20 protein-coding genes are annotated in these 20478 nt (G+C 60.7%); 12 read left to right on the top strand and 8 right to left on the bottom strand.

What is annotated here, in order from left to right; all coding sequences use genetic code 11:
• Positions 1 to 336 precede the first annotated feature (336 nt).
• From kdpC to PspS49_RS20960, 3 genes are all read left to right on the top strand, one after another.
• Complete coding sequence (gene kdpC, locus PspS49_RS20970; RefSeq protein ID WP_127929261.1) at positions 337 to 882, top strand: potassium-transporting ATPase subunit KdpC; 546 nt, start codon at positions 337 to 339, stop codon at positions 880 to 882.
• Between the two features lie 138 nt (positions 883 to 1020).
• Positions 1021 to 3672, top strand: coding sequence for a sensor histidine kinase KdpD (locus PspS49_RS20965; protein ID WP_160041323.1), 2652 nt, complete (start codon positions 1021 to 1023; stop codon positions 3670 to 3672).
• Between the two features lie 48 nt (positions 3673 to 3720).
• A complete protein-coding gene (locus PspS49_RS20960; RefSeq protein WP_150750702.1) occupies positions 3721 to 4416 on the top strand; it encodes a response regulator in 696 nt (231 codons plus the stop codon).
• Between the two features lie 109 nt (positions 4417 to 4525).
• On the opposite strand, the gene PspS49_RS20955 is transcribed toward PspS49_RS20960, so the two are convergent.
• Complete coding sequence (locus tag PspS49_RS20955) at positions 4526 to 5572, bottom strand: patatin-like phospholipase family protein (RefSeq protein ID WP_127929258.1); 1047 nt, start codon at positions 5570 to 5572, stop codon at positions 4526 to 4528.
• A 216-nt stretch (positions 5573 to 5788) separates the two neighbouring features.
• Between PspS49_RS20955 and PspS49_RS20950 the strand changes: the two genes are divergently transcribed.
• The 3 genes from PspS49_RS20950 to PspS49_RS20940 all read left to right on the top strand — a co-directional run bounded on the left by PspS49_RS20950 (position 5789) and on the right by PspS49_RS20940 (position 7947).
• Positions 5789 to 6067, top strand: coding sequence for a hypothetical protein (locus PspS49_RS20950; RefSeq protein ID WP_016770894.1), 279 nt, complete (start codon positions 5789 to 5791; stop codon positions 6065 to 6067).
• 79 nt (positions 6068 to 6146) lie between these two features.
• A complete protein-coding gene (locus PspS49_RS20945) occupies positions 6147 to 6911 on the top strand; it encodes a CHAD domain-containing protein (RefSeq protein WP_160041321.1) in 765 nt (254 codons plus the stop codon).
• Between the two features lie 241 nt (positions 6912 to 7152).
• A complete protein-coding gene (locus PspS49_RS20940; RefSeq protein ID WP_160041319.1) occupies positions 7153 to 7947 on the top strand; it encodes an acyl-CoA thioesterase domain-containing protein in 795 nt (264 codons plus the stop codon).
• A gap of 1 nt (position 7948) precedes the next feature.
• Here the strand turns inward: PspS49_RS20940 and PspS49_RS20935 are convergent, their stop codons facing one another.
• From PspS49_RS20935 to PspS49_RS20925, 3 genes are all read right to left on the bottom strand, one after another.
• On the bottom strand, positions 7949 to 8314 hold the full coding sequence (locus PspS49_RS20935) for an Mpo1-like protein (protein WP_127929254.1): 366 nt from the start codon (positions 8312 to 8314) through the stop codon (positions 7949 to 7951).
• 212 nt (positions 8315 to 8526) lie between these two features.
• Positions 8527 to 10008, bottom strand: coding sequence for a methyl-accepting chemotaxis protein (locus PspS49_RS20930; RefSeq protein ID WP_150750705.1), 1482 nt, complete (start codon positions 10006 to 10008; stop codon positions 8527 to 8529).
• 201 nt (positions 10009 to 10209) lie between these two features.
• Positions 10210 to 11025, bottom strand: a complete 816-nt coding sequence (locus PspS49_RS20925; RefSeq protein ID WP_160041317.1) for a TatD family hydrolase — start codon at positions 11023 to 11025, stop codon at positions 10210 to 10212.
• A 236-nt stretch (positions 11026 to 11261) separates the two neighbouring features.
• Here PspS49_RS20925 and PspS49_RS20920 point away from each other — a divergent pair, with 236 nt between their 5' ends.
• The 3 genes from PspS49_RS20920 to PspS49_RS20910 all read left to right on the top strand — a co-directional run bounded on the left by PspS49_RS20920 (position 11262) and on the right by PspS49_RS20910 (position 13787).
• Complete coding sequence (locus PspS49_RS20920; protein ID WP_160041315.1) at positions 11262 to 12683, top strand: transglycosylase SLT domain-containing protein; 1422 nt, start codon at positions 11262 to 11264, stop codon at positions 12681 to 12683.
• Positions 12684 to 12794: 111 nt separating this feature from the next.
• Positions 12795 to 13229, top strand: coding sequence for a DoxX family protein (locus PspS49_RS20915; RefSeq protein ID WP_007908568.1), 435 nt, complete (start codon positions 12795 to 12797; stop codon positions 13227 to 13229).
• Between the two features lie 249 nt (positions 13230 to 13478).
• The gene (locus PspS49_RS20910) at positions 13479 to 13787 is read left to right on the top strand and encodes a hypothetical protein (protein WP_077573983.1); all 309 of its coding nucleotides are present in this window, start codon (positions 13479 to 13481) and stop codon (positions 13785 to 13787) included.
• Positions 13788 to 13793: 6 nt separating this feature from the next.
• On the opposite strand, the gene greB is transcribed toward PspS49_RS20910, so the two are convergent.
• The 3 genes from greB to PspS49_RS20895 are packed head-to-tail and all read right to left on the bottom strand — an operon-like array spanning position 13794 to position 17513.
• Positions 13794 to 14291 carry a transcription elongation factor GreB gene (gene greB, locus PspS49_RS20905; RefSeq protein ID WP_003226818.1) on the bottom strand — a complete coding sequence of 166 codons (498 nt, stop codon included), beginning with the start codon at positions 14289 to 14291 and terminating at the stop codon, positions 13794 to 13796.
• Positions 14292 to 14325: 34 nt separating this feature from the next.
• Positions 14326 to 16830 carry an ABC transporter permease gene (locus PspS49_RS20900; RefSeq protein ID WP_150776381.1) on the bottom strand — a complete coding sequence of 835 codons (2505 nt, stop codon included), beginning with the start codon at positions 16828 to 16830 and terminating at the stop codon, positions 14326 to 14328.
• Positions 16830 to 17513, bottom strand: a complete 684-nt coding sequence (locus PspS49_RS20895) for an ABC transporter ATP-binding protein (protein ID WP_007908572.1) — start codon at positions 17511 to 17513, stop codon at positions 16830 to 16832. The genes PspS49_RS20900 and PspS49_RS20895 overlap by 1 nt, the downstream gene beginning before the upstream one ends.
• 10 nt (positions 17514 to 17523) lie before the next feature.
• Here PspS49_RS20895 and PspS49_RS20890 point away from each other — a divergent pair, with 10 nt between their 5' ends.
• From PspS49_RS20890 to PspS49_RS20880, 3 genes are all read left to right on the top strand, one after another.
• A complete protein-coding gene (locus PspS49_RS20890) occupies positions 17524 to 18129 on the top strand; it encodes an arylesterase (RefSeq protein ID WP_016985507.1) in 606 nt (201 codons plus the stop codon).
• A 57-nt stretch (positions 18130 to 18186) separates the two neighbouring features.
• Positions 18187 to 18480, top strand: coding sequence for a hypothetical protein (locus PspS49_RS20885; RefSeq protein WP_007908575.1), 294 nt, complete (start codon positions 18187 to 18189; stop codon positions 18478 to 18480).
• 180 nt (positions 18481 to 18660) lie between these two features.
• Positions 18661 to 19632 carry a L,D-transpeptidase family protein gene (locus tag PspS49_RS20880; protein ID WP_127929247.1) on the top strand — a complete coding sequence of 324 codons (972 nt, stop codon included), beginning with the start codon at positions 18661 to 18663 and terminating at the stop codon, positions 19630 to 19632.
• 126 nt (positions 19633 to 19758) lie between these two features.
• Here the strand turns inward: PspS49_RS20880 and oprI are convergent, their stop codons facing one another.
• Entirely contained in the window at positions 19759 to 20010 is a 252-nt protein-coding gene (oprI, locus tag PspS49_RS20875) for an outer membrane lipoprotei OprI (RefSeq protein WP_003199355.1), read from the bottom strand.
• Positions 20011 to 20478 lie beyond the last annotated feature (468 nt).

The raw sequence follows: 20478 nt of genomic DNA, 5'->3' as shown, positions 1-20478 counted from the left end.
AGAGCCCCTCACCCTAGCCCTCTCCCGGGGGGAGAGGGGACTGACCGAGGTGCTTGTGGGAGCTACACCGACTTGAGATACCGAGCCGAACTCAGGTTTTGAACTGCACAAAGATCGGCTCCCTTTCCTCTTGTCACCTTCGTGGGAGAGGGGACTGACCGAGGTGTTTACGAGAGCTACACCGACTTGAAATACCGAGCTGAACCCAGGTTTTGAAAAGCACATAAATCGGCTCCCTTTCCCCCTCGCCCCCTTGGGGGAGAGGGCTGGGGTGAGGGGGAAAAGATCCCCCTGGCACCCCACCAAAGTTTGCCCAACGAATTCGAGGATTTTGCTATGTCCACAATGATACGTCCGGCCCTGAGCCTGCTGGTGCTGATGACCCTGGTCACCGGCGTTGCCTATCCACTGGTGGTGACGGGTGTCGCGCAAGTCGCATTTCCCGCTCAAGCCAACGGCAGCCTGGTGCACGACGCCGCTGGCAAGGTCCGTGGCTCGTCGCTGATCGCCCAGGATTTTGTCGGCGATGCCTGGTTCCATGCACGTCCCTCCGCCGGTGCCTTCGCGACCGTTTCCAGCAGCGCGAGCAACCTGGCACCGAGCAATCCGGCGCTCGCCACACGGGTGATCGATGAGGCCAACAAACTGCAGGTTTCGGGTCAAGGTCCGGTGCCATTGGCCTTGCTGACCACTTCCGGCAGCGGCCTCGATCCACACTTGCCACCGGCAGCAATTGCCTATCAACTGGCGCGTGTCGCGACAGCACGCAATCTGCCGGTGTCGACCTTGCAGCAACTGCTCGATGCGCACATCGAGCAGCCGCTGGTGGGGCCGCCGGTGGTGAATGTGCTGGAGCTGAATATGGCACTGGAAAAACTGTAGTCGATGCTCGTTCCCACGCTCTGCGTGGGAATGCATCAATAGACGCTCTGCGTCTGCTTTTATGGGACGCAGAGCGTCCCGGGCTGCATTCCCACGCAGAGCGTGGGAACGATCAATCAGGAAGAGAGAGCATCAAGCATGAGCGACTCCGGCCGCGCCGACGCGCTGTTAGCAGACCTGCCCCGTGACGGCCGTGGCCGCCTGAAGGTTTTCCTCGGCGCCGCCCCCGGTGTCGGCAAGACCTACGCCATGCTTCAGGCTGCGCACACGCAACTGCGCCAAGGCGTGAAAGTCATCGCTGGCGTCGTCGAAACCCACGGCCGGGCGGAAACCGAAGCGCTGCTCGGCGGCTTGCCGCAGCAGCCGCTGGTGCGCTCGGAGTACCGTGGCGTGATGCTCGAAGAAATGGACCTCGACGGCCTGCTCGCCGCCAAGCCGAAACTTGTGCTGGTGGATGAACTCGCTCACAGCAACGCCCCCGGCAGTCGCCACGCGAAACGCTGGCAAGACATTCAGGAACTGCTCGCCGCCGGCATCGACGTGTTCACTACGGTCAACGTCCAGCACCTGGAAAGCCTCAACGACCAAGTGCGCGGCATTACCGGTGTGCAGGTGCGCGAGACGCTGCCCGACTGGGTGTTGCAAGAAGCTTATGAACTGCTGCTGATCGACCTGCCGCCGCGCGAATTGCTCGAGCGCTTGCGCGAAGGCAAGGTCTACGTGCCCGAGCAGGCGCGCGCAGCGATCGATGCGTTTTTCACCCAGACCAACCTCACTGCACTGCGCGAACTGGCGATGCAAACGGCTGCCGCGCAGGTCGACAACGATCTCGCCCAAGGCTATCGCCAACTCGGTCAGGCCGCGCCAGCGGTGCGTGGCCGATTATTGGTCGGCGTTGATGGTGATGCGCAGGCCGAACGCCTCGTGCGCCACGCCAGTCGCGTCGCTCAGCGTCGGCATCTGCCGTGGAGTCTGGTGCACGTCGATAACGGTGCGGTGCGTGATGAGCAATCGCGTCTGCGCCTGCAAAGCGCTCAGCAATTGGCGGAGCGCCTCGGTGGTGAAGTGGTTTTATTGCGCGCCGGTGAGGTGGCGAAAACCTTGGTCCAGCATGCTGCCGAGCGCCGTGCGAGTCTGGTGTTGGTCGGCCAGTCTCGGCCGAGTTGGCGTCGTCGACTGTTCGGCGGTGGCTTGGCGGCGCGTCTGTTGCGTCAGGCCCATGGGCTGGAAATCAACGTCCTCGACAACGATCATGAACACCCGCAGGCGCGCCCGCGAAACCCGCTGACACTGGTGTGGTTCGACTATGCGCTGGCGTTGGTCGCCACCGTGTTGGCCAGTGCCTTGGCGTGGGCAGTGTCGAGTGTGTTGCCGTTGCCGAACATCTCGCTGGTGTTCCTTGCGGCCGTGTTGCTGGTGGCGGTGCGCAGCAGTCTCGGCCCGGCGCTGGCTTGTGCGGCGCTGTCGTTTCTGACCTACGATTTTCTGTTCATCCCGCCGAATTTTTCTTTCAGCATTCAGCGCGAAGAAGATGTGCTGACCCTGCTGTTTTTCCTGTTGATGGCGGCACTGACGGGCAACCTCGCGGCGCGTCAGCGTCGGCAATTGCAGGCGTTGCGCGACACCCAGGAAGAAACCACCGAACTGCTCGACCTGTCGCGCAAACTCACCGCCGCGACCGATCGCCAAGCCGTGGTCAGCGCCGCCGCGCAACACCTCAATGGCTGGAGCGATCTGCAACTGTGCCTGCTCAATCGCGACGGCCAGGGCGGCTGGAAAGTCGAGACCGGCGGGCCGTTGGAGTTTACCGAGTCCGAGCGTGCCGCCGCCGACTGGGCCTGGCAGCACGATCAACCGGCGGGCATGGGTACCGGCACGCTGCCATTCGGGCGCTGGTGGTGGTGGCCGTTATCGGTCGAGGACGGACCGCTGGCGCTGCTCGGTGTCTGCGCCAAAGAAGGCCAGACCTTGAGTGGCCAGCGTCGCCGCTTGCTCACCGCATTGAGTCAGCCGCTCGCACAAGCGCTGGCGCGCGCGCAATTGGCCGATGACCTGGAAGCCGCGCGCCTGCACGGTGAAACCGAACAACTGCGCAGTGCCTTGCTGGCCTCCGTGTCCCACGATTTGCGCACGCCGCTGACCGCCATGCGCGGCAGTATCGACAGCCTGTTGGCCCTCGGCGAGGCGATCCCGCTGGAAGACCGTCGCGAGTTGCTCGAAGGCACCCGCGACGAAGCCGAACGCCTCGACCGCTACATCCAGAATCTGCTCGACATGACCCGGCTCGGCCACGGTGCGTTGAAACTTGCGCGAGACTGGGTGTCGCCCGCCGACATCGTCGGCAGTTCGCTCAATCGTCTGCGTGCGGTGCTGGCACCGTTGCAGGTCAGCACCGATGTGCCGAGCGAGTTGCCGCTGTTGTTCGTGCATGCCGCGTTGATTGAACAGGCGCTGGTCAATGTGCTGGAAAACGCTGCGCGCTTTTCACCCGCTCACGGACGTTTGCAACTCAGTGCGGGAGCTAATGACGAGGAGATTTTCTTCTCGGTCAGCGACGAGGGACCGGGGATTCCCGAGGACGAGCGGGCGAAGATTTTTGACATGTTCTACACCGCTGCCCGGGGTGATCGCGGCGGCCAGGGCACCGGCCTGGGCCTGGCGATCTGTCAGGGCATGGTCGGCGCGCACGGCGGTCGTATCAGTGTCGCCGACGGCATCGACGGACGCGGCACTTGCATCACCTTGCACTTGCCGTTGCAGACGCAACCGGGGATGGACGATGAAGCCTGATTGCGACTGCGCTACTCTCTTGCCACTCTTTTGTGTTGATGTGAATTCATGAGCCAGACCGCGACCATTTTGGTCATCGACGACGAACCGCAGATTCGCAAGTTCCTGCGCATCAGCCTCGCTTCCCAAGGCTACAAAGTGCTTGAGGCTGGCACGGGTGCCGAAGGGCTGGCGCAGGCCGCCTTGAACAAGCCGGACTTGCTGGTGCTCGATTTAGGCCTGCCGGACATGGACGGCCAGCAAGTGCTGCGCGAGTTTCGCGAATGGGCCACGGCGCCGGTGCTGGTGCTGTCGGTGCGCGCCAGCGAAGGGCAGAAGGTCGAGGCACTGGATGGCGGCGCCAATGACTACGTGACCAAGCCGTTTGGTATTCAGGAATTTCTCGCCCGGGTGCGTGCGTTGTTGCGTCAGGCACCGGCGGGGGAGGCGCAGCAGGCGGCGTTGAGTTTCGGCCCGTTGACGGTGGATCTGGCCTATCGGCGGGTGCTGCTCGACGGCGTCGAAGTGGCGCTGACGCGCAAGGAATACGCGGTGCTGGCGCAACTGGCACGGCATCCGGGGCGAGTGATTACCCAGCAGCAGTTACTCAAGGATATCTGGGGGCCGACGCACACCGAGGACAGCCATTATCTGCGGATTGTGGTGGGGCATTTGCGGCAGAAACTGGCGGATGATCCGACGCGGCCGCGGTTTATTGTCACGGAGGCCGGGGTTGGCTATCGGCTATTGAGTGATGTTGGCTGATCTGGCCTCTTCGCGAGCAGGCTCGCTCCCACACTGGATCTGCGTCGTTCACAAATCCCCTGTGGGAGCGAGCCTGCTCGCGAAGGCGGCCTTGAGACAACGGAGAGCTTCAAGGCTCTCTGCTCTGCTCACTGTCATACCGATCCAGCGTATCCCGCGCAATCTCGCGCCCCAACGCGATCAACTCCGGCGCCTTGTAGAACTCGAAAAACCGGCACACCCGCTTCGGTACGTTGATCAGGATGTCCGGCGGATATCCGGCAATCTTGTACTGCGCCAGCGAGGTCTGCATCACCTCGAAACTCTGGTTGATCAAATCCAGCAACGAGGCCGGCCCGACGTTATCGATGATGAACGAACCGGTCGCCGATTTCGGTGCGCCTTCACGCTCGGGCGCGGCCGCCGGTTGTTGACTCTCCGGCTCGGCGCCGTCCAGCCAGGGATTGATGTCCGCCGCTTCGGCGCGCAGCGCTTCCTGCTCGAGTCGCAATAGTTGTTCGGCCTGAGTACGGCGGAACGGCATCTTCGATCCCAGCGAACTGATCAGGCTGTCGAAGCGTGAGCGGAACGCGGCCGGGCGCTGGATGACTGGCAATTTGTAGTGACGCTGGTTGGTCGAGTTGAGATTGACCGCAATGATCAGATCACAGTGGCTCGACACCACCGGCACGATCGGCAACGGGTTGAGAATGCCGCCGTCGACCAGCATGCGATTGCCTTGCATCACCGGCGTGAACAGGCTGGGAATCGCCGCCGAGGCGCGCATCGCCTGATGCAGGCAGCCTTCCTGAAACCAGATTTCCTGCTGGTTGGTGAGGTCGGCGGCGACGGCGGTGTAGGGGATGCGCAAGTCTTCGATGTTGATTTCGCCGACGATCTTGCGGATCTGCCCGAAGACCTTTTCGCCGCGAATCGCACCGAGCCGGAAACTCACGTCGACCAGCCGCAGCACATCCAGATAGTCGAGACTTTCGATCCAGTTCTTGTAAACGTCGAGTTTACCGGCGGCATAGATTCCGCCAACCACGGCGCCCATCGAACATCCGGCAATGCAGGCGATGTCGTAACCGCGTCGTTCAATCTCTTCAATAACCCCGATATGGGCATAGCCCCGGGCGCCACCGGAGCCCAGTACCAGCGCGACACGTTTTTTCATCCAGCGTCCTCCCGACAAGGCTCCACAATGCACCCATCGCCGGGCCGGCTCAATCGCCGAGGTCGTTGAGTGCGCCGGTGACGTCGTTTTTTCGATACTGCATGACCCTTCAGCGCTATCCTTCTCAGTTGCGCGGTTTCACCCGCCGGCAAGGCACTTTTTCGTAGCCAAGCCGTCTTACCTGCACGACTGTTGACCTATTTTGAGGTGTGAGTGATGAAAGCCTGGATCTGTGTGCCGTTGATGGCTCTGGTATTGGCCGGTTGCGCCGGTAAAACCGCTTACCGCGACAGCTGCGGCAGCCAGCTCGACGCGGCCTGGCATGAGCTGGATCTGGCCAAGGCCGAAGGCTTTGCCGGCACCGTCAGCTATTCCAAAGCGTTGTCGCTGCTGACTGCGGCCAAGACCCAGCAGCAATTCGAGGGTTTCGAAGGTTGCAGTAAGAAAGCCGAGAAGGCGCGTTTCTACATTCGCGAATCCCGCGCCGGCCGCTAAGCTGCTGACGTGAAGCAAGGAGGCTGCGTTCACTGGACGGCAGAATGTTCTTCGGAGCCATTTGAATCAGGAGCAAGTGATGTCTGCGTTGGTTGACCGGTTGGTGGCTCATGTCCTGAGTCTGGAGGTGCGGCTGCTGGCCTGTCAGGCGCGATTGACGGCACGTACCGACCCCGAGGCGCTGCATGATCTGCGCACCACGGTGCGGCGCTTGCGCAGCCTGTTGCGGCCATTGCGCGGTTTGCCCGGTGTCGAGCAACTGGAAGACGCCGCTTCGGCGGTCGGCCAATTGACCACGCCGTGGCGGGATCGCGAAGTGTTGGCGGCGTACTTGCTTCAGCATGATCAGCCTGAAGCTGCGCAACGCCGCATGGCGCAAATGGCCGAGGCCTATCCGGCGCTGGCGGCGAGTGCCGAGGTGGCTTCGCTGTTGATGATTCTCGATGCTTTCCCGCGTTTCCTGCGTGCTTCCCAGCGTCAGGGATTGCTCAAGGGCTTGGACAAGCGCATCGAAAAACGCCTCGGCAAGCAATGGCAGAAACTCGACGAGGCGCTGCACGATCCCGCTCACGACCGCCATCGCTTGCGTTTGCTGATCAAACGCGTGCGCTACGGCATCGAAGCTTATCCCGAACTGGACCGCTTGCCCGCCGCGGCGCTGAAGCGATTGAAGTCTGCGCAAAGCGCGTTGGGCGACTGGCACGATTGCTGGCAATGGTTGGCGAAAGCCGAGCTGGAGGCTGATCTTCAACCGTGCGTCGCCACTTGGCAGGCGACCATGATCAAAGCCGAAAGCAAGGCTGATCGCGTGCTGGAAAAACTCAGTTCAGCCTGCTTCAAATAATCCTGAATCACCACCAATCCCCTGTAGGAGTGAGCCTGCTCGCGATAGCGGTCAGACATTCAACAAATGTGTTGGCTGTCAGACCGCTATCGCGAGCAGGCTCACTCCTACAAGGGATCTTCAATGTGGCGGATATAGGTTTAAGGCCTTTCTGTCAGTCTCTTTGACCGGAATAGACGCTGCGGCGCTCTGCAGGTCTGGTTAAGATCCCTGCATTCCTTTCTCGTTTTCTGAGGTTGCCATGCGCTTTAGCGATCTGCTCGATGCGGTCCGCCGCCAACCGGAACTGACCATTCCTGCCGAATGGGGCCAGGGCCGTGCCAGTTTCGGTGGCCTGGTTGCCGCGCTGCAATACGAAGCCATGCGCGCGAAAGTGCCGGCGGATCGTCCGGTGCGTTCATTGGCGATCACTTTTGTCGGCCCGGTCGAGCCTGAAGTCCCGGTGAGTTTCGAAGTGGATGTGCTGCGTGAAGGCAAAGCCGTCAGCCAGGTCATGGGCCGGGCGATGCAGAATGGTCAGGTGGTGACAATCGTTCAAGGCAGCTTCGGTGCTTCGCGGCCCTCGGAAGTCGCCGTGGAAGCGTATCCGGCGCCGGCAATGAAACACTGGGACGAATGCCAGGAGCTGCCTTACATCAAAGGCGTGACCCCGGAATTCATGCGTCATCTGGCGATGCGCTGGAGCGTCGGCGGCATGCCGTTCACCGGCAATCAATCGCGGCTGATGGGAGGCTGGGTGCGGTTACGCGGCGATGTCAAAGAAGAGCCGGTCAAAGAGGCGCATCTACTGGCCCTGGTGGATGCATGGCCGCCCGCACTGCTGCCGTATCTGAAGAAGCCGGCACCGGGCAGCACCTTGACCTGGACCATCGAATTCGTTCAGCCGTTACGCGACTTGAGCACGCTGGACTGGTGCCAATACCTGGCCGACATCGAGTACGCCGCCGACGGCTACGGCCATGTCGCCGCCAAGTTATGGAGCGCAGAAGGGGAGTTGATTGCAATGAGTCGTCAGACGGTCACGATCTTCGCCTGACTCAGTGCCGACGGTGGCGCTCACGCCAGGCGCGCCACCAGCCGCCACTGAGAAAGAAGCGCGGAAAAGTCAGAAACTGCTCGACCAGTAACCGCGACACCGCATCTTTACGATCACTGAACGGCTCGGAGGCTTGCGTCTCCAGGCTGTGGCCGTGACGCTGCAAACCCAGCGCCGCGACGATTCCGATCACGCCGATGGCGACGCTGGCCAGACTCAGGCTGAACACCCCGGAGACAATCAGCAGAAACGCGACGATGAATAACGGCACAGCGATCAGGTGCAACACCAGATTGGTCGGGTGCTGATGATTGCCCGGGTACGCGCGCCATTGCCACGCGGGAAGGTTGGGGTGACGTTTGCCCATGTTTTCTACTCCTCGATCCATGTTGAACTCATGGTTGAAGAATAGGCCCGGGCGCGGAGGGCGGCGAATCAAGGTTGGCTATTGAAGTGATAGGCGTCATCGCAGGATTCGATGTCGCCCCGTCTGACGCCTTCGCGAGCAGGCTCGCTCCCACAAGGGATTTGTATGCGCACCGATCCAATGCGGGAGCGAGCCTGCTCGCGAAGGGGGCGTCAGAGCTTCAATTGACCTATGGCCTTGCTCAACTCCCCAGCCAACGTCGCCAATTCATTACTGGTCGTCGCCGAATCCACCGTTTGCTGCACGGTGTTCTCGGTCACATCGCGAATACTTACCACCGCCCGGTTCATCTCCTCGGCAACTTGGCTTTGCTGCTCGGCCGCCACGGCAATCTGCGTATTGCTTTCGCGCATCTGCGCCACCGCTCCGGTGATCTCCGCCAGCGCCGCGCCGGCCTCTTGCGCCTGCTGCACGCAGTCGTCGGCCTTGTACGAACTCTCCTGCATGAAGTCCACCGCGTCGCGAGTGCCAGCCTGCAAGGCCGAGACCATCGTGGTGATCTCGTCGGTCGAGGTCTGCACCCGTTTCGCCAGATTGCGCACCTCATCGGCGACCACGGCAAACCCTCGGCCCATTTCACCGGCGCGGGCCGCTTCGATGGCGGCGTTCAAGGCGAGCAAGTTGGTCTGCTCGGCAATGCTGTGAATCACGCTGACCACGCCGTTGATCTTCTGACTGTCCTCGGCCAGCCGTTGAATCATCTCGGCCGTCTGCTGCACACCGCTGGACAGCCCGGCAATCGACTGCTGCACCCGGGCGACCACTTGCTGACCGCTGCCGGCGAGGCCGTCGGCGGTCTGCGACAGGTCGCGGGTGGCGCCGGCGTGTTGGGCGATGTGATAAACGGTGGCGGTCATTTCATTGATCGCCGTGGCCGCCTGATCGGTTTCGCTCTGCTGACCGAGCATGCCGTGGCGCACTTCGTTCATGCTCGATGCCAGTCGCGCCGCGCCGACATCCAGTTGCCGCGCGGTGTTGGCGACGGTGGTCACAACGCGCTGGTAACCGGCCTGCATCGCGTTAAACGCATTGGCCATCTGCCCGACTTCGTCTTTGCCGGCCAGCGGTACTCGGGCCGATAGATCGCCGCTTTTTTCAACGTGCAGCATCACGTCTTTCAAGGTGTTGAGCTGGCTGAGCAGGAAACGGATCAGCAGTTGCGAGGCACACAGCATGGCGAACATCAGAATGAACACCGCCACCGCGTAATTGGCGAAACGCTCGCTGAACACCTGACTCAGGCTCGGGCCGTAGGCAATCACCGCAACCTGTTGGCCGTCGGCGCGGCTGAACACCTCAGCGCCCATCAACGGGTTGTCGCCGAACAGCGGCAGGTGATTGATCTCGTTCCAACCGTTGCTTTCCGTGATTTCCAGCAAGGGTTGATCGTTCAGGCGCGGTGCTTCGCCGCGCTTGAAGGTCAGCACCTGATCGGCTTTAGGCAATGGCTGCCCGGCCGGCCAAGCCTTGAGCAGTTGCGCCTGGGCCTGTGCGGAGGCTTGTGAGGCGTGACTGCGCGCCTGTTGTTCGAGCTGCACGGCGTACAGCACCAGCAGCAGGGTGGTGACGAAGGCGACCGCATTGACCGCCCAGAATTTGTACTTCAGCGAGATATTGCTAAGCCAGGCACCCATGGAGGTCTTCTCTGATAGCGGAAACAGTTTTTGCAAGGTGCCAGCATTGTGCCGCTATGCAGGTCGGAGGATCTTGATATGAGTCAACAGGGCGCATTGTTCCCCCTGTGGGAGCGAGCTGCTCGCGAAGAGGACGTGTCAGTCAACATCATTGCCATCTGAACCACCGCTTTCGCGAGCAGGCTCGCTCCCACAAGGGAATTATGGTGTGTCAGGAAGGGCCGGGAGGTTGTAGAACGCGCGGGTGCACGCGGTGGTGTGCGCTGCCAGATCCTCCTCGGTTTCGCCGCGGTGCAACGCCACTTCGCGCAGGACTTCAGTCAGATAGGCCGGCTCATTGCGGCCGTTTTTCGGTTTTGGTCGCAGGGTGCGCGGCAGCAGATAAGGCGCATCGCTTTCCAGCATCAAGCGCCCACGTTTGATCTCTTTGACCAGCGGATGCAAATGCGTGCCACGGCGTTCGTCGCAGATCCAGCCAGTGATGCCGATGTGCAGATCCAGATCAAGGTAGCTGAACAGCGCCTTTTGCTCACCGGTGAAGCAATGCACGACAGCGGCGGGCAGGTGATCACGGAAGCCTTTGAGGATTTCCAACAGGCGCTGGCTGGCATCACGCTCATGCAGGAACACCGGCAATTGCAGTTCAACGGCTAAGGCCAAATGCTCTTCGAGGACTCTTTCCTGCTGTGGGCGCGGCGAGAAATCACGGTTGAAATCGAGACCGCATTCACCCACGGCAACGACGTTTTTCTCTTGCAGCAGGCTGCGCAAACGACGGGCACTGTCCGTGTTCCAGTCACTGGCCGAATGCGGGTGAATACCGGCGGTGGCGAACAGCCGTTGACCGCTCTCATCCAGTTGCTGGCACAGCTCCAGAGCCTGTTCGCTGCCCTCGACGCTGGTGCCGGTCAGCACCAGTTGGCAGACCCCGGCCGCATAGGCGCGGTCGAGTACGGCCTGGTGTTTGTCGGCGAAACTGGGGTTGGTCAGGTTGACGCCGATATCGATGAGTTGCATGGTTGCTACCTCGGGCCGAAGGCCGGAAAGCATACCAGAGCTGTAGATTCATAAGAAAAGCCAAGAACTACAACGAGTTATAGCTGTCTCTTGATGCCGCGACGCAGCCCGGTTTGGCAGAAGTGCCAGTACTGTGCCAGTCTCTCGCACTTTGCCAGCGCTCCAGGCGCTCTGTTTTCGTCGGTGATTTCGAACTCAAAGAGATGAAATCACCCCGTATTCTTTTCGGAGAGTGGATGATTCGTCCCTCGGTTTTGCTGCTGTTGTGTGGATCGTTGTTGCTGCCGATGACGGCGGTTGCGCGCCTGCCCGGGCCGCTGCAAGCCGTGCCGGCGGCCAAGGTGCGTGACTTGTCCGAGATTCGCAGCAGCCGCGTGTTGCGCGTACTGGTCAACCAGAGCCGCAACAGCTCCGGCGAAGTTCAGGGCCAGGCCATCGGCGTCGAATACCATCGCCTGCGTGCCTTCGAGCAATACCTCAATGGCCATGCCCGCGATGGCCAGGAAATCACCCTCAAGATCATTCCCAAAGCCAAGGACCAATTGCTCGGCGCCTTGCAGCGTGGCGAAGGTGATCTGGTCGCACCGGGTGAATTGCTCGATCTGCAATCTGGCTATGCCGTGGCCAGTAGCGAACCGATCGCCAGCAACGTGCCGCTGGTGTTGGTCGGGATCAAGGGTGAGCGCCGCTACACCAAGGTCGAGCAGCTCTCCGGTAAAACCCTGGCGCTGCCCACCGGCAGTGCGGCGGGGGAGGCGGTCAGTCAGCTCAATCAGAAACTGGCGTTGCACAAACTGGCGCCGATCAAGATCGAATGGGTCGATCCGACCCTGGCGGTCGAGGATGTGCTGGAGATGGTTCAGGGCGGTATTTTTCACCTGACCATCGTCGAACAACCGATCGCCGAGCGCTGGGGCAAAATCCTGCCGAAACTGCGCTTTGACCGGCAACTGATGATCAGCGAGCCGGGCGAGGAGTACTGGTTCGTGCGTCGCGACGCTTCGATGTTGCGCGCGAGCATTGACCGCTTCCTCGGTGGTTACAAGAAACCGTCCAACGAAGATGCCGCGTTTCTGCGCATCTATCGCCGTCTCTATCAAGTCCACTATCCATTGGCCAAGGCTGACCGCCAGCGCTTGGAAAAACTGCGCCCGACCCTGCAAAAGCACGCCCAGGCGCAGAACATGGACTGGCTCAATCTGGCCGCACTGGCGTTCAAGGAATCACGCCTGCAACCCAATGCCCGCAGCGGCAGTGGCCCGACCGGGCTGATGCAGATCACGCCTTCCGCCGCTCAGCGAGTCGGCGTGAGCAACATTCAGAATCTCGATGCGAATGTGCAGGCCGGGGCCAAATATCTGGCGATGATCCGCCGCAAGTTCTTCAACAGCCCCAAACTCAATGAGCGCGAGCGCATGGCGTTTACGCTGGCGGCCTACAACATCGGCCCCGAGCGCGTGCAGGGCATGCGCGCCGAGGCCCGACGCCGGGGGCTGAATCCTAACCAGTGGTTCTTCCAGGTCGAGCGCATCGCCATGGAGCAGGTAGGAATGGGGCCGGTCAGCTATGTTAATAGCGTGAACAAGTATTACTTGGCGTTCGACCGGGAGCGGGAGTCGTTGGAGCCCGGGGCGCAAAAAGTCGTCTCACGGAAATGATCTAATAAGTTGATTGTTATGGCGGAATCTTTGCGCTTTTAACATGAAATTTACTGATTAATATAGCGGCCAACCAACACACACAACTTCTCGCAAAACAAGGAATGCCCCATGAGCTCTCTGATCAACAAAGTACTGTTCACCCGCGCTGGCTACGGTCTGACCATCCTGCGCATTGCGGTCGGCGTAATCTTCGCTGCGCACGGTTCGCAAAAGCTTTTCGGACTGTTCGGTGGTTATGGTCTGGCGGGCACGGCGCAGTACATGGACAGCATTGGTCTGCACCCGGGCTACCTGATGGCGACGCTGGCGGGCGGTACTGAGTTCTTCGCCGGCCTGGCCTTGATCATCGGCCTGCTGGTGCGTCCGGCAGCATTGGGTCTGACCTTCCTGTCGCTGGTGGCGATCTTCACCGTACACATCAGCAACGGTCTGTTTATGGCCAACAACGGTTACGAGTTCGCTCTCGCCCTGCTCGGTGGCAGCCTCGCTGTACTCATCGAAGGCGCCGGCAAGCTCTCGGTGGACCGCGCCATCGCCGGTTAACCGCTCTGGCTCAAGGAAAAGGCCCGCATTGTGCGGGCCTTTTTTGTTGCGGCTGATTCTTGACACTCATCGGTCACGTTCTCTAGGATGTTGCCCATGCGCCGATTTAAACAGCTACTTGCGGGGCGCCAGGTGACTTTCAACAGTTGCCGTCAGAAGCCGGAACAGGGCTTTGAAATACCGCTAAAGCGCTGGTTCGGTGTTGCCTCTCACCTGCCATGCAGACTTTTGAGGCAGAGACACGACATGATGAATGCACTACGCCCTCCAGCACGTCCCGCGCCGATCACGGCACATATCACCCAGCGCAACCCGAAAATTCTCCTTGGCGGCAAACATCAGCCGACGCTGTTGCGTTATCTCGATGGCTGGCCACGTCGCAGCGGCGGTCCTGCCGCGTTCCTCATCCAGTTCGTTGAAGACGGCGAGTCGCTGGCGCGTTTCGCCACTGACAGTTTTGATCTGGCAGTGATTCAGGCCCCGACTGCCGAAGATGCACCAGAGATGATCAAACAACTGGTCCGCGTTGCGCGGCAGGGCCTGATCACTCGCCGCTGATACGCTTTACGGATAGTCGATGGCGACGATGTAAACGAACTGTTCACCAGTCGGAGTCTGCACCCGGACTTCTGCATCCAGCGCCTTGCCGATCAAGGCGCGGGCCAGTGGTGAGTCGATGCTGATCAGGCCCAGTTTCAGATCCAGTTCATCCGGGCCGACGATGCGGTAGCGCGATTGCTTGCCGTCTTCGTCTTCGATGGTCACCCAGGCGCCGAAGTAGACTTTGTTCGGATCACTGGGTTTTTCGCTGACGACCTTGAGCGCTTCCAGGCGTTTGGTCAGAAAGCGCACGCGACTGTCGATCTCGCGCAGCATCTTCTTGCCGTAGGTGTATTCGGCGTTCTCCGAGCGATCACCCTGAGCCGCCGCTTCGCTGACCGATTGCGTCACCTGCGGACGGCGCACATGCCACAGCTCATGAAATTCGGCACGCATCCGCGCTTCACCTTCAGGGGTGATCAACGCGGTGCCGGCGGTGCGGGGAGGGCGATAACGGCTCATGGCAACTTCTTGTGATTAAGACCGACTGAGTCTATCAACCCTCACGCAACACTGTCAGTGGACTTGCGTTGAGTGCCCGGCGCGTACCGAACACGCCGGCCCCCCCAATCAGCGCGGCGCCAATCAACGGCAGCACCAACAACCATGGATGCGGGTGCCACGGCAGATCGAACGCGTAGCGATACAACACCAGACTCACCACTTCCGAGCCGATCGCCGCGAGCAATCCGCTGACCGCACCGAGCAAACCGAACTCGATACGCCGTGCCTTGATGAGCAACTGCCGCTCCGCCCCCAGTGCACGCAACAGCGCCCCTTGGCGAATACGTTCATCCAGAGTCGACTGCAAGCCGGAAAACAGCACGGCCATGCCCGCTGCCAAAACAAACAACAACACATATTCCACGGCCAGGGTGACTTGGGCGAGGATGCTGCGCAGCTGTTCGAGCAGCGCTTCGACCTGAAGAATGGTCACCGCCGGGAAGGTACGCGACAGTTCGACGATCTGCTGGTCATGGCCCGGCGCCAGATAGAAGCTGGTCAGGTAAGTCGCCGGCAGATCCTTCAACGTGCCGGGCTGGAAGATCATGAAGAAGTTCGGCTGGAAGTTGTCCCAGTTGATTTCGCGCAGGCTGGTGACCTTCGCCTCGCGATTGACCCCGCCGACACTGAACACCATGTGATCGCCGAGTTTGAGCTTGAGGCTTTCGGCGACTTTGCCTTCCACCGATACGCCGGGAACATCGTCGGTCGGCTGATCCTTCCACCATTCACCCGAAGTGAGCTTGTTGCCCGCCGGTAAGTCAGCGGCCCAGGTCAGACTCAAATCTCTTTGAATGGCGCGGTCGCCCGCCGAATCCTTGCTGACGATTTGCTGCACGGCGTCGCCGTTGATGCTGATCAGCCGTCCCGGTACCACCGGATACAGTGGCGCCGCTTGCGCGGACACCTTGATCAGGTGATCGGTGAAGGCCTGTTTGTCTGCCGGCAGAATGTTCAGGGCAAAATAGTTGGGAGCGTTTTTCGGTAGCTGGTTTTGCCAGGTGTCGAGCAGTTCGCCACGCAATAGAGCGATCAAGGCCATCGACAGCAGAATCAGACCGAACGCCAACGACTGACCGGCCGCTGCCAACGGATGGCGCAGCAACTGGCCCAGGCCCAGGCGCCATGGCAGCGAAGCTCGGGCGAGCATCCGCCGCAGGCTTTGCAGCAGCAGCAACAGCAGGCCGCCCAGTACCAACGCGGCGACCACGCCACCGCCGAGCAGGGCGAATGTCAGCAGCAGATCGAGGCTCAGGCGCCACATGATCAGGCCGAGCGCACCCAGAGCGGCGCCATAAACCATCCACGTACTCGATGGAATCGGCAGCATGTCCCGGCGCAGCACACGCAGCGGCGGCACGCGACCCAATGCGGCCAACGGCGGCAAGGCGAAACCGGCGAGTGCGACGAGCCCGGTGCCGATGCCGGCGATGGCTGGAAACAGACCGCCCGGAGGCACATCGCTTGGCAACAAATCATGCAGCAGCGCGAACAATCCCAGTTGTGCCAGCCAGCCGAGCAGCGCTCCGCTGAGTGCGGCGAGCAGGCCGAGCACGGTCAACTGCAAACTGAACAGCACCATGGTTTCCCGGCGCGATAGGCCGAGGCAGCGCAGCAAGGCGCTGGCATCGAAGCGGCGACTGGCAAAGCGGTTAGCCGACAACGCCACCGCGACACCGGCCAACAGCACGGCGACCAGACTGGCCATGTTCAGATAACGCTCGGCCTTACCGAGTGCACCGCCAATCTGCCGGTTGCCGTCGCGGGCATCCTGAATCCGCTGGTTGGCGGCGAGCCCGGGTTTGATCAGCTGTCGATAGGTTTCCAGCGCCTGCGGTTCACCGCGCCACAGTTCGCGGTAACTCACGCGGCTGCCGGGTTGCACCACGCCGGTGGCGGCGAGGTCGTCAAGGTTGATCATCACCCGCGGCGTCAGGCTATAGAAGTTGCCGGCGCGATCCGGTTCGTAAGTCAGCACACGGGTCATTTTCAATGTCTTCATGCCGACATCGATGCTGTCGCCGATCTTCAGATCCAGTGCGGTCAGCAGGCGTGCCTCGACCCAGGCTTCGCCGGGTTGCGGTTCACCGCCGGTTTCTTCGGCGGCGAACGGAGCAGGTGCGCTCTTCAGTTCACCGCGCAACGGGTAGGTGCGGTCGACGGCTTTGATGCTCGACAGCTGAATGCCATTGTCGGTGGCGATGACGCTGGAAAACTCCACCACTTGCGCATGATTCAGACGCAGCTCGGTGCCGCTCCTGATCTGTTCTTCGCGTGCTGGCGAACTTCCCTCAAGCACCAGGTCGGCGCCGAGAAACTCGGTCGCGCGCAACATCATCGCGCCATTCAGTCGGGCGCCGAAATAGCCGATGGCGGTACTCGCCGCCACCGCGACGACCAAGGCGAAAAACAACACGCGCAATTCGCCGGCGCGGGCATCGCGCATGAGCTGGCGAATGGCGAGACTGAACAGACGCAACAGCGGCAAACGTGCCATCAAGGCTCCAGAGGGGCGACCAACAGCCCGGCTTCAAGTCGGATCAGACGCCGGCAGCGATGGGCCAGGCGTTCGTCGTGGGTCACCAGCACCAGGGTGGTGCCGCGTTCCTTGTTCAATTCGAAGAGCAAGTCGCTGATGCGCTCACCGGTGTGGCTGTCGAGGTTGCCGGTGGGTTCGTCGGCGAACAGCACGTCAGGCTCGGCAGCAAACGCACGGGCGATCGCCACACGTTGCTGTTCGCCACCGGAGAGCTGGCGCGGCGAATGGGTCAGGCGCTGGCCAAGGCCGACGCGCTGGAGCAATTCAGTCGCGCGTTCGCGGGCGTCTTTGCGGCCATCGAGTTCCAGCGGCAGCATGACGTTTTCCAGTGCATTGAGGCTGTCGAGCAGTTGAAACGATTGAAAGACGAAACCGACGTGTTCGGCACGAATGCGTGCGCGCTGGTCTTCATCGAGATTGCTCAGGCCCTGGCCGGCGAGGATGACTTCGCCACTGCTCGGCAGATCGAGACCGGCGAGCAGGCCGAGGAGGGTGGATTTGCCCGAACCGGATGCGCCGACGATGGCCAGGCTGTCGCCCTTGTTCAGTTCCAGGCTGAGTTCGTGCAGGATAGTCAGTTCACCTTCCGCGCTGGGAACCACTTTGCTGAGGTTCTTCGCGGTGAGAATGCTTGCGCCCATGGAGAATCCGATGCGTGTGTGGTTTTTGAGTGCTGGCCTGGCCTTGATGTGCATGGCCCAGAACGCAGCGGCGGGTACTGTCCTGATCGTTGGCGATAGTATCAGCGCCGGTTTCGGACTGGATACCCGCTTGGGGTGGGTGTCGTTGCTCGAACAACGGCTCAAACAGGAGGGTTTCGACGACAAAGTGGTCAATGCCTCCATCAGCGGCGACACCAGTGCCGGAGGCCAGGCGCGGCTGCCCGCGCTGCTTGCAGAGCATAAGCCGGAACTGGTGATCCTCGAACTGGGTGGCAACGATGGCTTGCGCGGAATGCCGCCAACTCAATTGCAACAAAATCTTGCCTCGATGATCGACAGCTCGCGTCAGAGCGGGGCCAAGGTGCTGTTGCTCGGCATGCAACTGCCGCCCAATTACGGCAAGCGTTACACCGATGCTTTTGCCGAGGTCTACGGCAAACTCGCCGACGATAAAAAGATCCCGCTGGTACCGTTTTTCCTCGACGGCGTGGGCGGGCATCCGGACTTGATGCAGGCCGATGGTCTGCACCCGGCGGCCGGGGCTCAGGGCAAGTTGCTGGAAAATGTCTGGCCGACGCTAAAACCGCTGTTATGAGGCTTTTCTAGTGGCAGGCTTTCGGCTAATGTGGCGCCCCCTTATTTGGAGCCCCCGATGTCGCGTTCTGCCTGGTCCCTGTTTGCCTACCAACTGATCGAGCCTGACGAGCAGCTGGATCTGTTCGCCTGCCAGGAAGTGCGGGTGCATCTGGTGACCCGTCAACTCGAACTCGGTGGCTCGGCTGATCGCACCTTGTGCGGCAGTCTGCTGCCGGCGCAACCGCGCTGGTCGAGCGTGGATCGCCGGGTGTTTCAGGATCAGCGCCTGTGCTCGTTGTGCCGGGCGATTCTGGAATCGCAGAAGCGTGGCACCTCGCCGATCTGGCCGGAATTGCGTTTCGAGCTTTAAGAGCAAAAGATCGCAGCCTGCGGCAGCTCCTACATGGGTTCGCGTAATCCTGTAGGAGCTGCCGAAGGCTGCGATCTTTTCGCATTCAGCACGGTCCATCGGCGTGGCTCCCCGAATATTCAAAGTGCGGTGTACAATCGCGCTCTTATACCCTTGTTGATCATGCGAAGGATTTTCCGGATGTTGCCGCGCTTTCCTGCCGTCACCCGCTGCCTGTCACTTGCCGCCCTGTGTGTGGCCGGTCCCGTTGCTGCATTGGAGTTTCCCCTGCCACCACCCGGTGAAGACATCATCGGCCAGGTGCAGGTGATCAAAGCCAAGTACGAAGATACCTTCGCCGATCTGGGCACGAAGTACGATCTGGGCTACTCGGAGATGGTTGCAGCCAACCCGGGCGTCGATGCCTGGTTGCCGGGCGCCGGCACCGAAATCGTCTTGCCGACCCGTTTCATTCTGCCGCCGGGTCCGCGCGAAGGCATTGTCATCAACCTCGCCGAATACCGCCTCTACTACTTCCCGAAAGGCCGCAACGTGGTTTACACGTTCCCGCTGGGTATCGGTCGCGAGGGTTGGGGTTCGCCGATTGCGCACACCTCGATCACCGCCAAGACGCCAAACCCGACCTGGACGCCTCCAGCGTCGATCAAGGCTGAGCACGCCGCTGATGGCGATCCACTGCCAAACGTAGTGCCGGCCGGCCCTGACAATCCGCTGGGCCCGTTCAAGTTCACGCTGGGCACGCCGGGCTACCTGATCCACGGCTCGAACAAGAAGTTCGGGATCGGCATGCGTACCAGCCACGGCTGCTTCCGCATGTTCAACAACAACGTGCTGGAAATGGCCGGCATGGTGCCGGTCGGTACGTCGGTGCGTATCCTCAACGATGCCTACAAGTTCGGCAGCAGTGGCGGCAAGGTTTATCTGGAAGCGCACACGCCGATCGACGACAAGGGCAACCCGTCGGTGGTCGACAAACACACCGCAGTGATCAACGCGATGCTCAAGCGTGAAGACGTTACCAGCAACCTGCGTGTGAACTGGGATGTGGTACGGGATGTGGTTGCGGCCGAAGATGGCCTGCCAACGGAAATCGGCACACCGAATACTTCGGCACCGATTGTTGCCAATACACCGATCGACCTGCAGCAGTAAGTCGAAGTCCGGAACCCGTCGATGCGTGAAGCGTCGGCGGGTTTTTTATTGCCTGAACAAAAAGACGGGCAATAAAAAAGCCGACCCGAAAAATCGGGTCGGCTCGATAACAATCCCGAGGGATTATTACTTGCGGCTAGCTTTGTCCAGCATGCGCAGAGCACGCTCGTTAGCTTCGTCAGCAGTCTGTTGTGCTTTTTGAGCAGCAGCCAGAGCTTCATCAGCTTTACGGTAAGCTTCGTCTGCACGAGCCTGGGAGCGAGCAGCTGCGTCTTCAGTAGCGGTCAGACGTGCTTCGGTTTCTTTCGATGCGCTGCTGCAACCGGTAGCCAGAACTGCGGCCAGAGCCAGAGCAGAGAATTTCAGAACGTTGTTCATCGTGTTCCCCTTCAAGGACTTTCAAATTAAGTGGCTGTCTCCTCACGATTGAGGAAATAGCCGGCGTACATACTACCCATTACTTGTAGTAAGTAAACTGACGTAAGGCAAGAAGCAAAAAAAATTGTAGGCGCTGATTCTTTTTCGAGCAACTTTTAACTGCGCTGTATAAAAAATACCCAGCTGCAGGCCCCGCGCAGAGCGAGTTATTGAGAAAAAGTTCCCGTTACTGCCTGCTGTTTTTGCAGTCTTGGATAAGTCTGTCTAGATGAATTCGTCCACACTTTTGTTGCGAATTTGCGCGCTGCTTCGCTTATCTTTGTCCATGTTGAGGTGACTTTAAAAAAGGTCGCACGTCTTAAATCTCAACATCCGGCAATGTGCAGGTGAGCGGACCGCGAAGAACCTCTCGCAAGCTCACCCTGCGTCCATCGGAGCTCCCCCCCCGCGAACTCGCTTGATGACGAG

Source organism: Pseudomonas sp. S49, from assembly GCF_009866785.1.
GTDB lineage: Bacteria > Pseudomonadota > Gammaproteobacteria > Pseudomonadales > Pseudomonadaceae > Aquipseudomonas.
This window is presented reverse-complemented; position numbering and strand designations above follow the sequence as displayed.

Bases quoted from the DNA above. Each gene is read 5' to 3' on its own strand.
- PspS49_RS20920 (WP_160041315.1), top strand. From the start codon at position 11,262: ATGATTCGTCCCTCGGTTTTGCTGCTGTTGTGTGGATCGTTGTTGCTG.
- oprI (WP_003199355.1), bottom strand. From the start codon at position 20,010: ATGAACAACGTTCTGAAATTCTCTGCTCTGGCTCTGGCCGCAGTTCTG.
- PspS49_RS20955 (WP_127929258.1), bottom strand. From the start codon at position 5,572: ATGAAAAAACGTGTCGCGCTGGTACTGGGCTCCGGTGGCGCCCGGGGC.
- PspS49_RS20900 (WP_150776381.1), bottom strand. From the start codon at position 16,830: ATGGCACGTTTGCCGCTGTTGCGTCTGTTCAGTCTCGCCATTCGCCAG.
- PspS49_RS20885 (WP_007908575.1), top strand. From the start codon at position 18,187: ATGTCGCGTTCTGCCTGGTCCCTGTTTGCCTACCAACTGATCGAGCCT.
- PspS49_RS20930 (WP_150750705.1), bottom strand. From the start codon at position 10,008: ATGGGTGCCTGGCTTAGCAATATCTCGCTGAAGTACAAATTCTGGGCG.
- PspS49_RS20965 (WP_160041323.1), top strand. From the start codon at position 1,021: ATGAGCGACTCCGGCCGCGCCGACGCGCTGTTAGCAGACCTGCCCCGT.
- PspS49_RS20895 (WP_007908572.1), bottom strand. From the start codon at position 17,513: ATGGGCGCAAGCATTCTCACCGCGAAGAACCTCAGCAAAGTGGTTCCC.
- PspS49_RS20890 (WP_016985507.1), top strand. From the start codon at position 17,524: ATGCGTGTGTGGTTTTTGAGTGCTGGCCTGGCCTTGATGTGCATGGCC.
- PspS49_RS20910 (WP_077573983.1), top strand. From the start codon at position 13,479: ATGAATGCACTACGCCCTCCAGCACGTCCCGCGCCGATCACGGCACAT.
- PspS49_RS20960 (WP_150750702.1), top strand. From the start codon at position 3,721: ATGAGCCAGACCGCGACCATTTTGGTCATCGACGACGAACCGCAGATT.
- PspS49_RS20940 (WP_160041319.1), top strand. From the start codon at position 7,153: ATGCGCTTTAGCGATCTGCTCGATGCGGTCCGCCGCCAACCGGAACTG.
- PspS49_RS20915 (WP_007908568.1), top strand. From the start codon at position 12,795: ATGAGCTCTCTGATCAACAAAGTACTGTTCACCCGCGCTGGCTACGGT.
- PspS49_RS20945 (WP_160041321.1), top strand. From the start codon at position 6,147: ATGTCTGCGTTGGTTGACCGGTTGGTGGCTCATGTCCTGAGTCTGGAG.
- kdpC (WP_127929261.1), top strand. From the start codon at position 337: ATGTCCACAATGATACGTCCGGCCCTGAGCCTGCTGGTGCTGATGACC.
- PspS49_RS20925 (WP_160041317.1), bottom strand. From the start codon at position 11,025: ATGCAACTCATCGATATCGGCGTCAACCTGACCAACCCCAGTTTCGCC.
- PspS49_RS20935 (WP_127929254.1), bottom strand. From the start codon at position 8,314: ATGGGCAAACGTCACCCCAACCTTCCCGCGTGGCAATGGCGCGCGTAC.
- PspS49_RS20950 (WP_016770894.1), top strand. From the start codon at position 5,789: ATGAAAGCCTGGATCTGTGTGCCGTTGATGGCTCTGGTATTGGCCGGT.
- greB (WP_003226818.1), bottom strand. From the start codon at position 14,291: ATGAGCCGTTATCGCCCTCCCCGCACCGCCGGCACCGCGTTGATCACC.
- PspS49_RS20880 (WP_127929247.1), top strand. From the start codon at position 18,661: ATGTTGCCGCGCTTTCCTGCCGTCACCCGCTGCCTGTCACTTGCCGCC.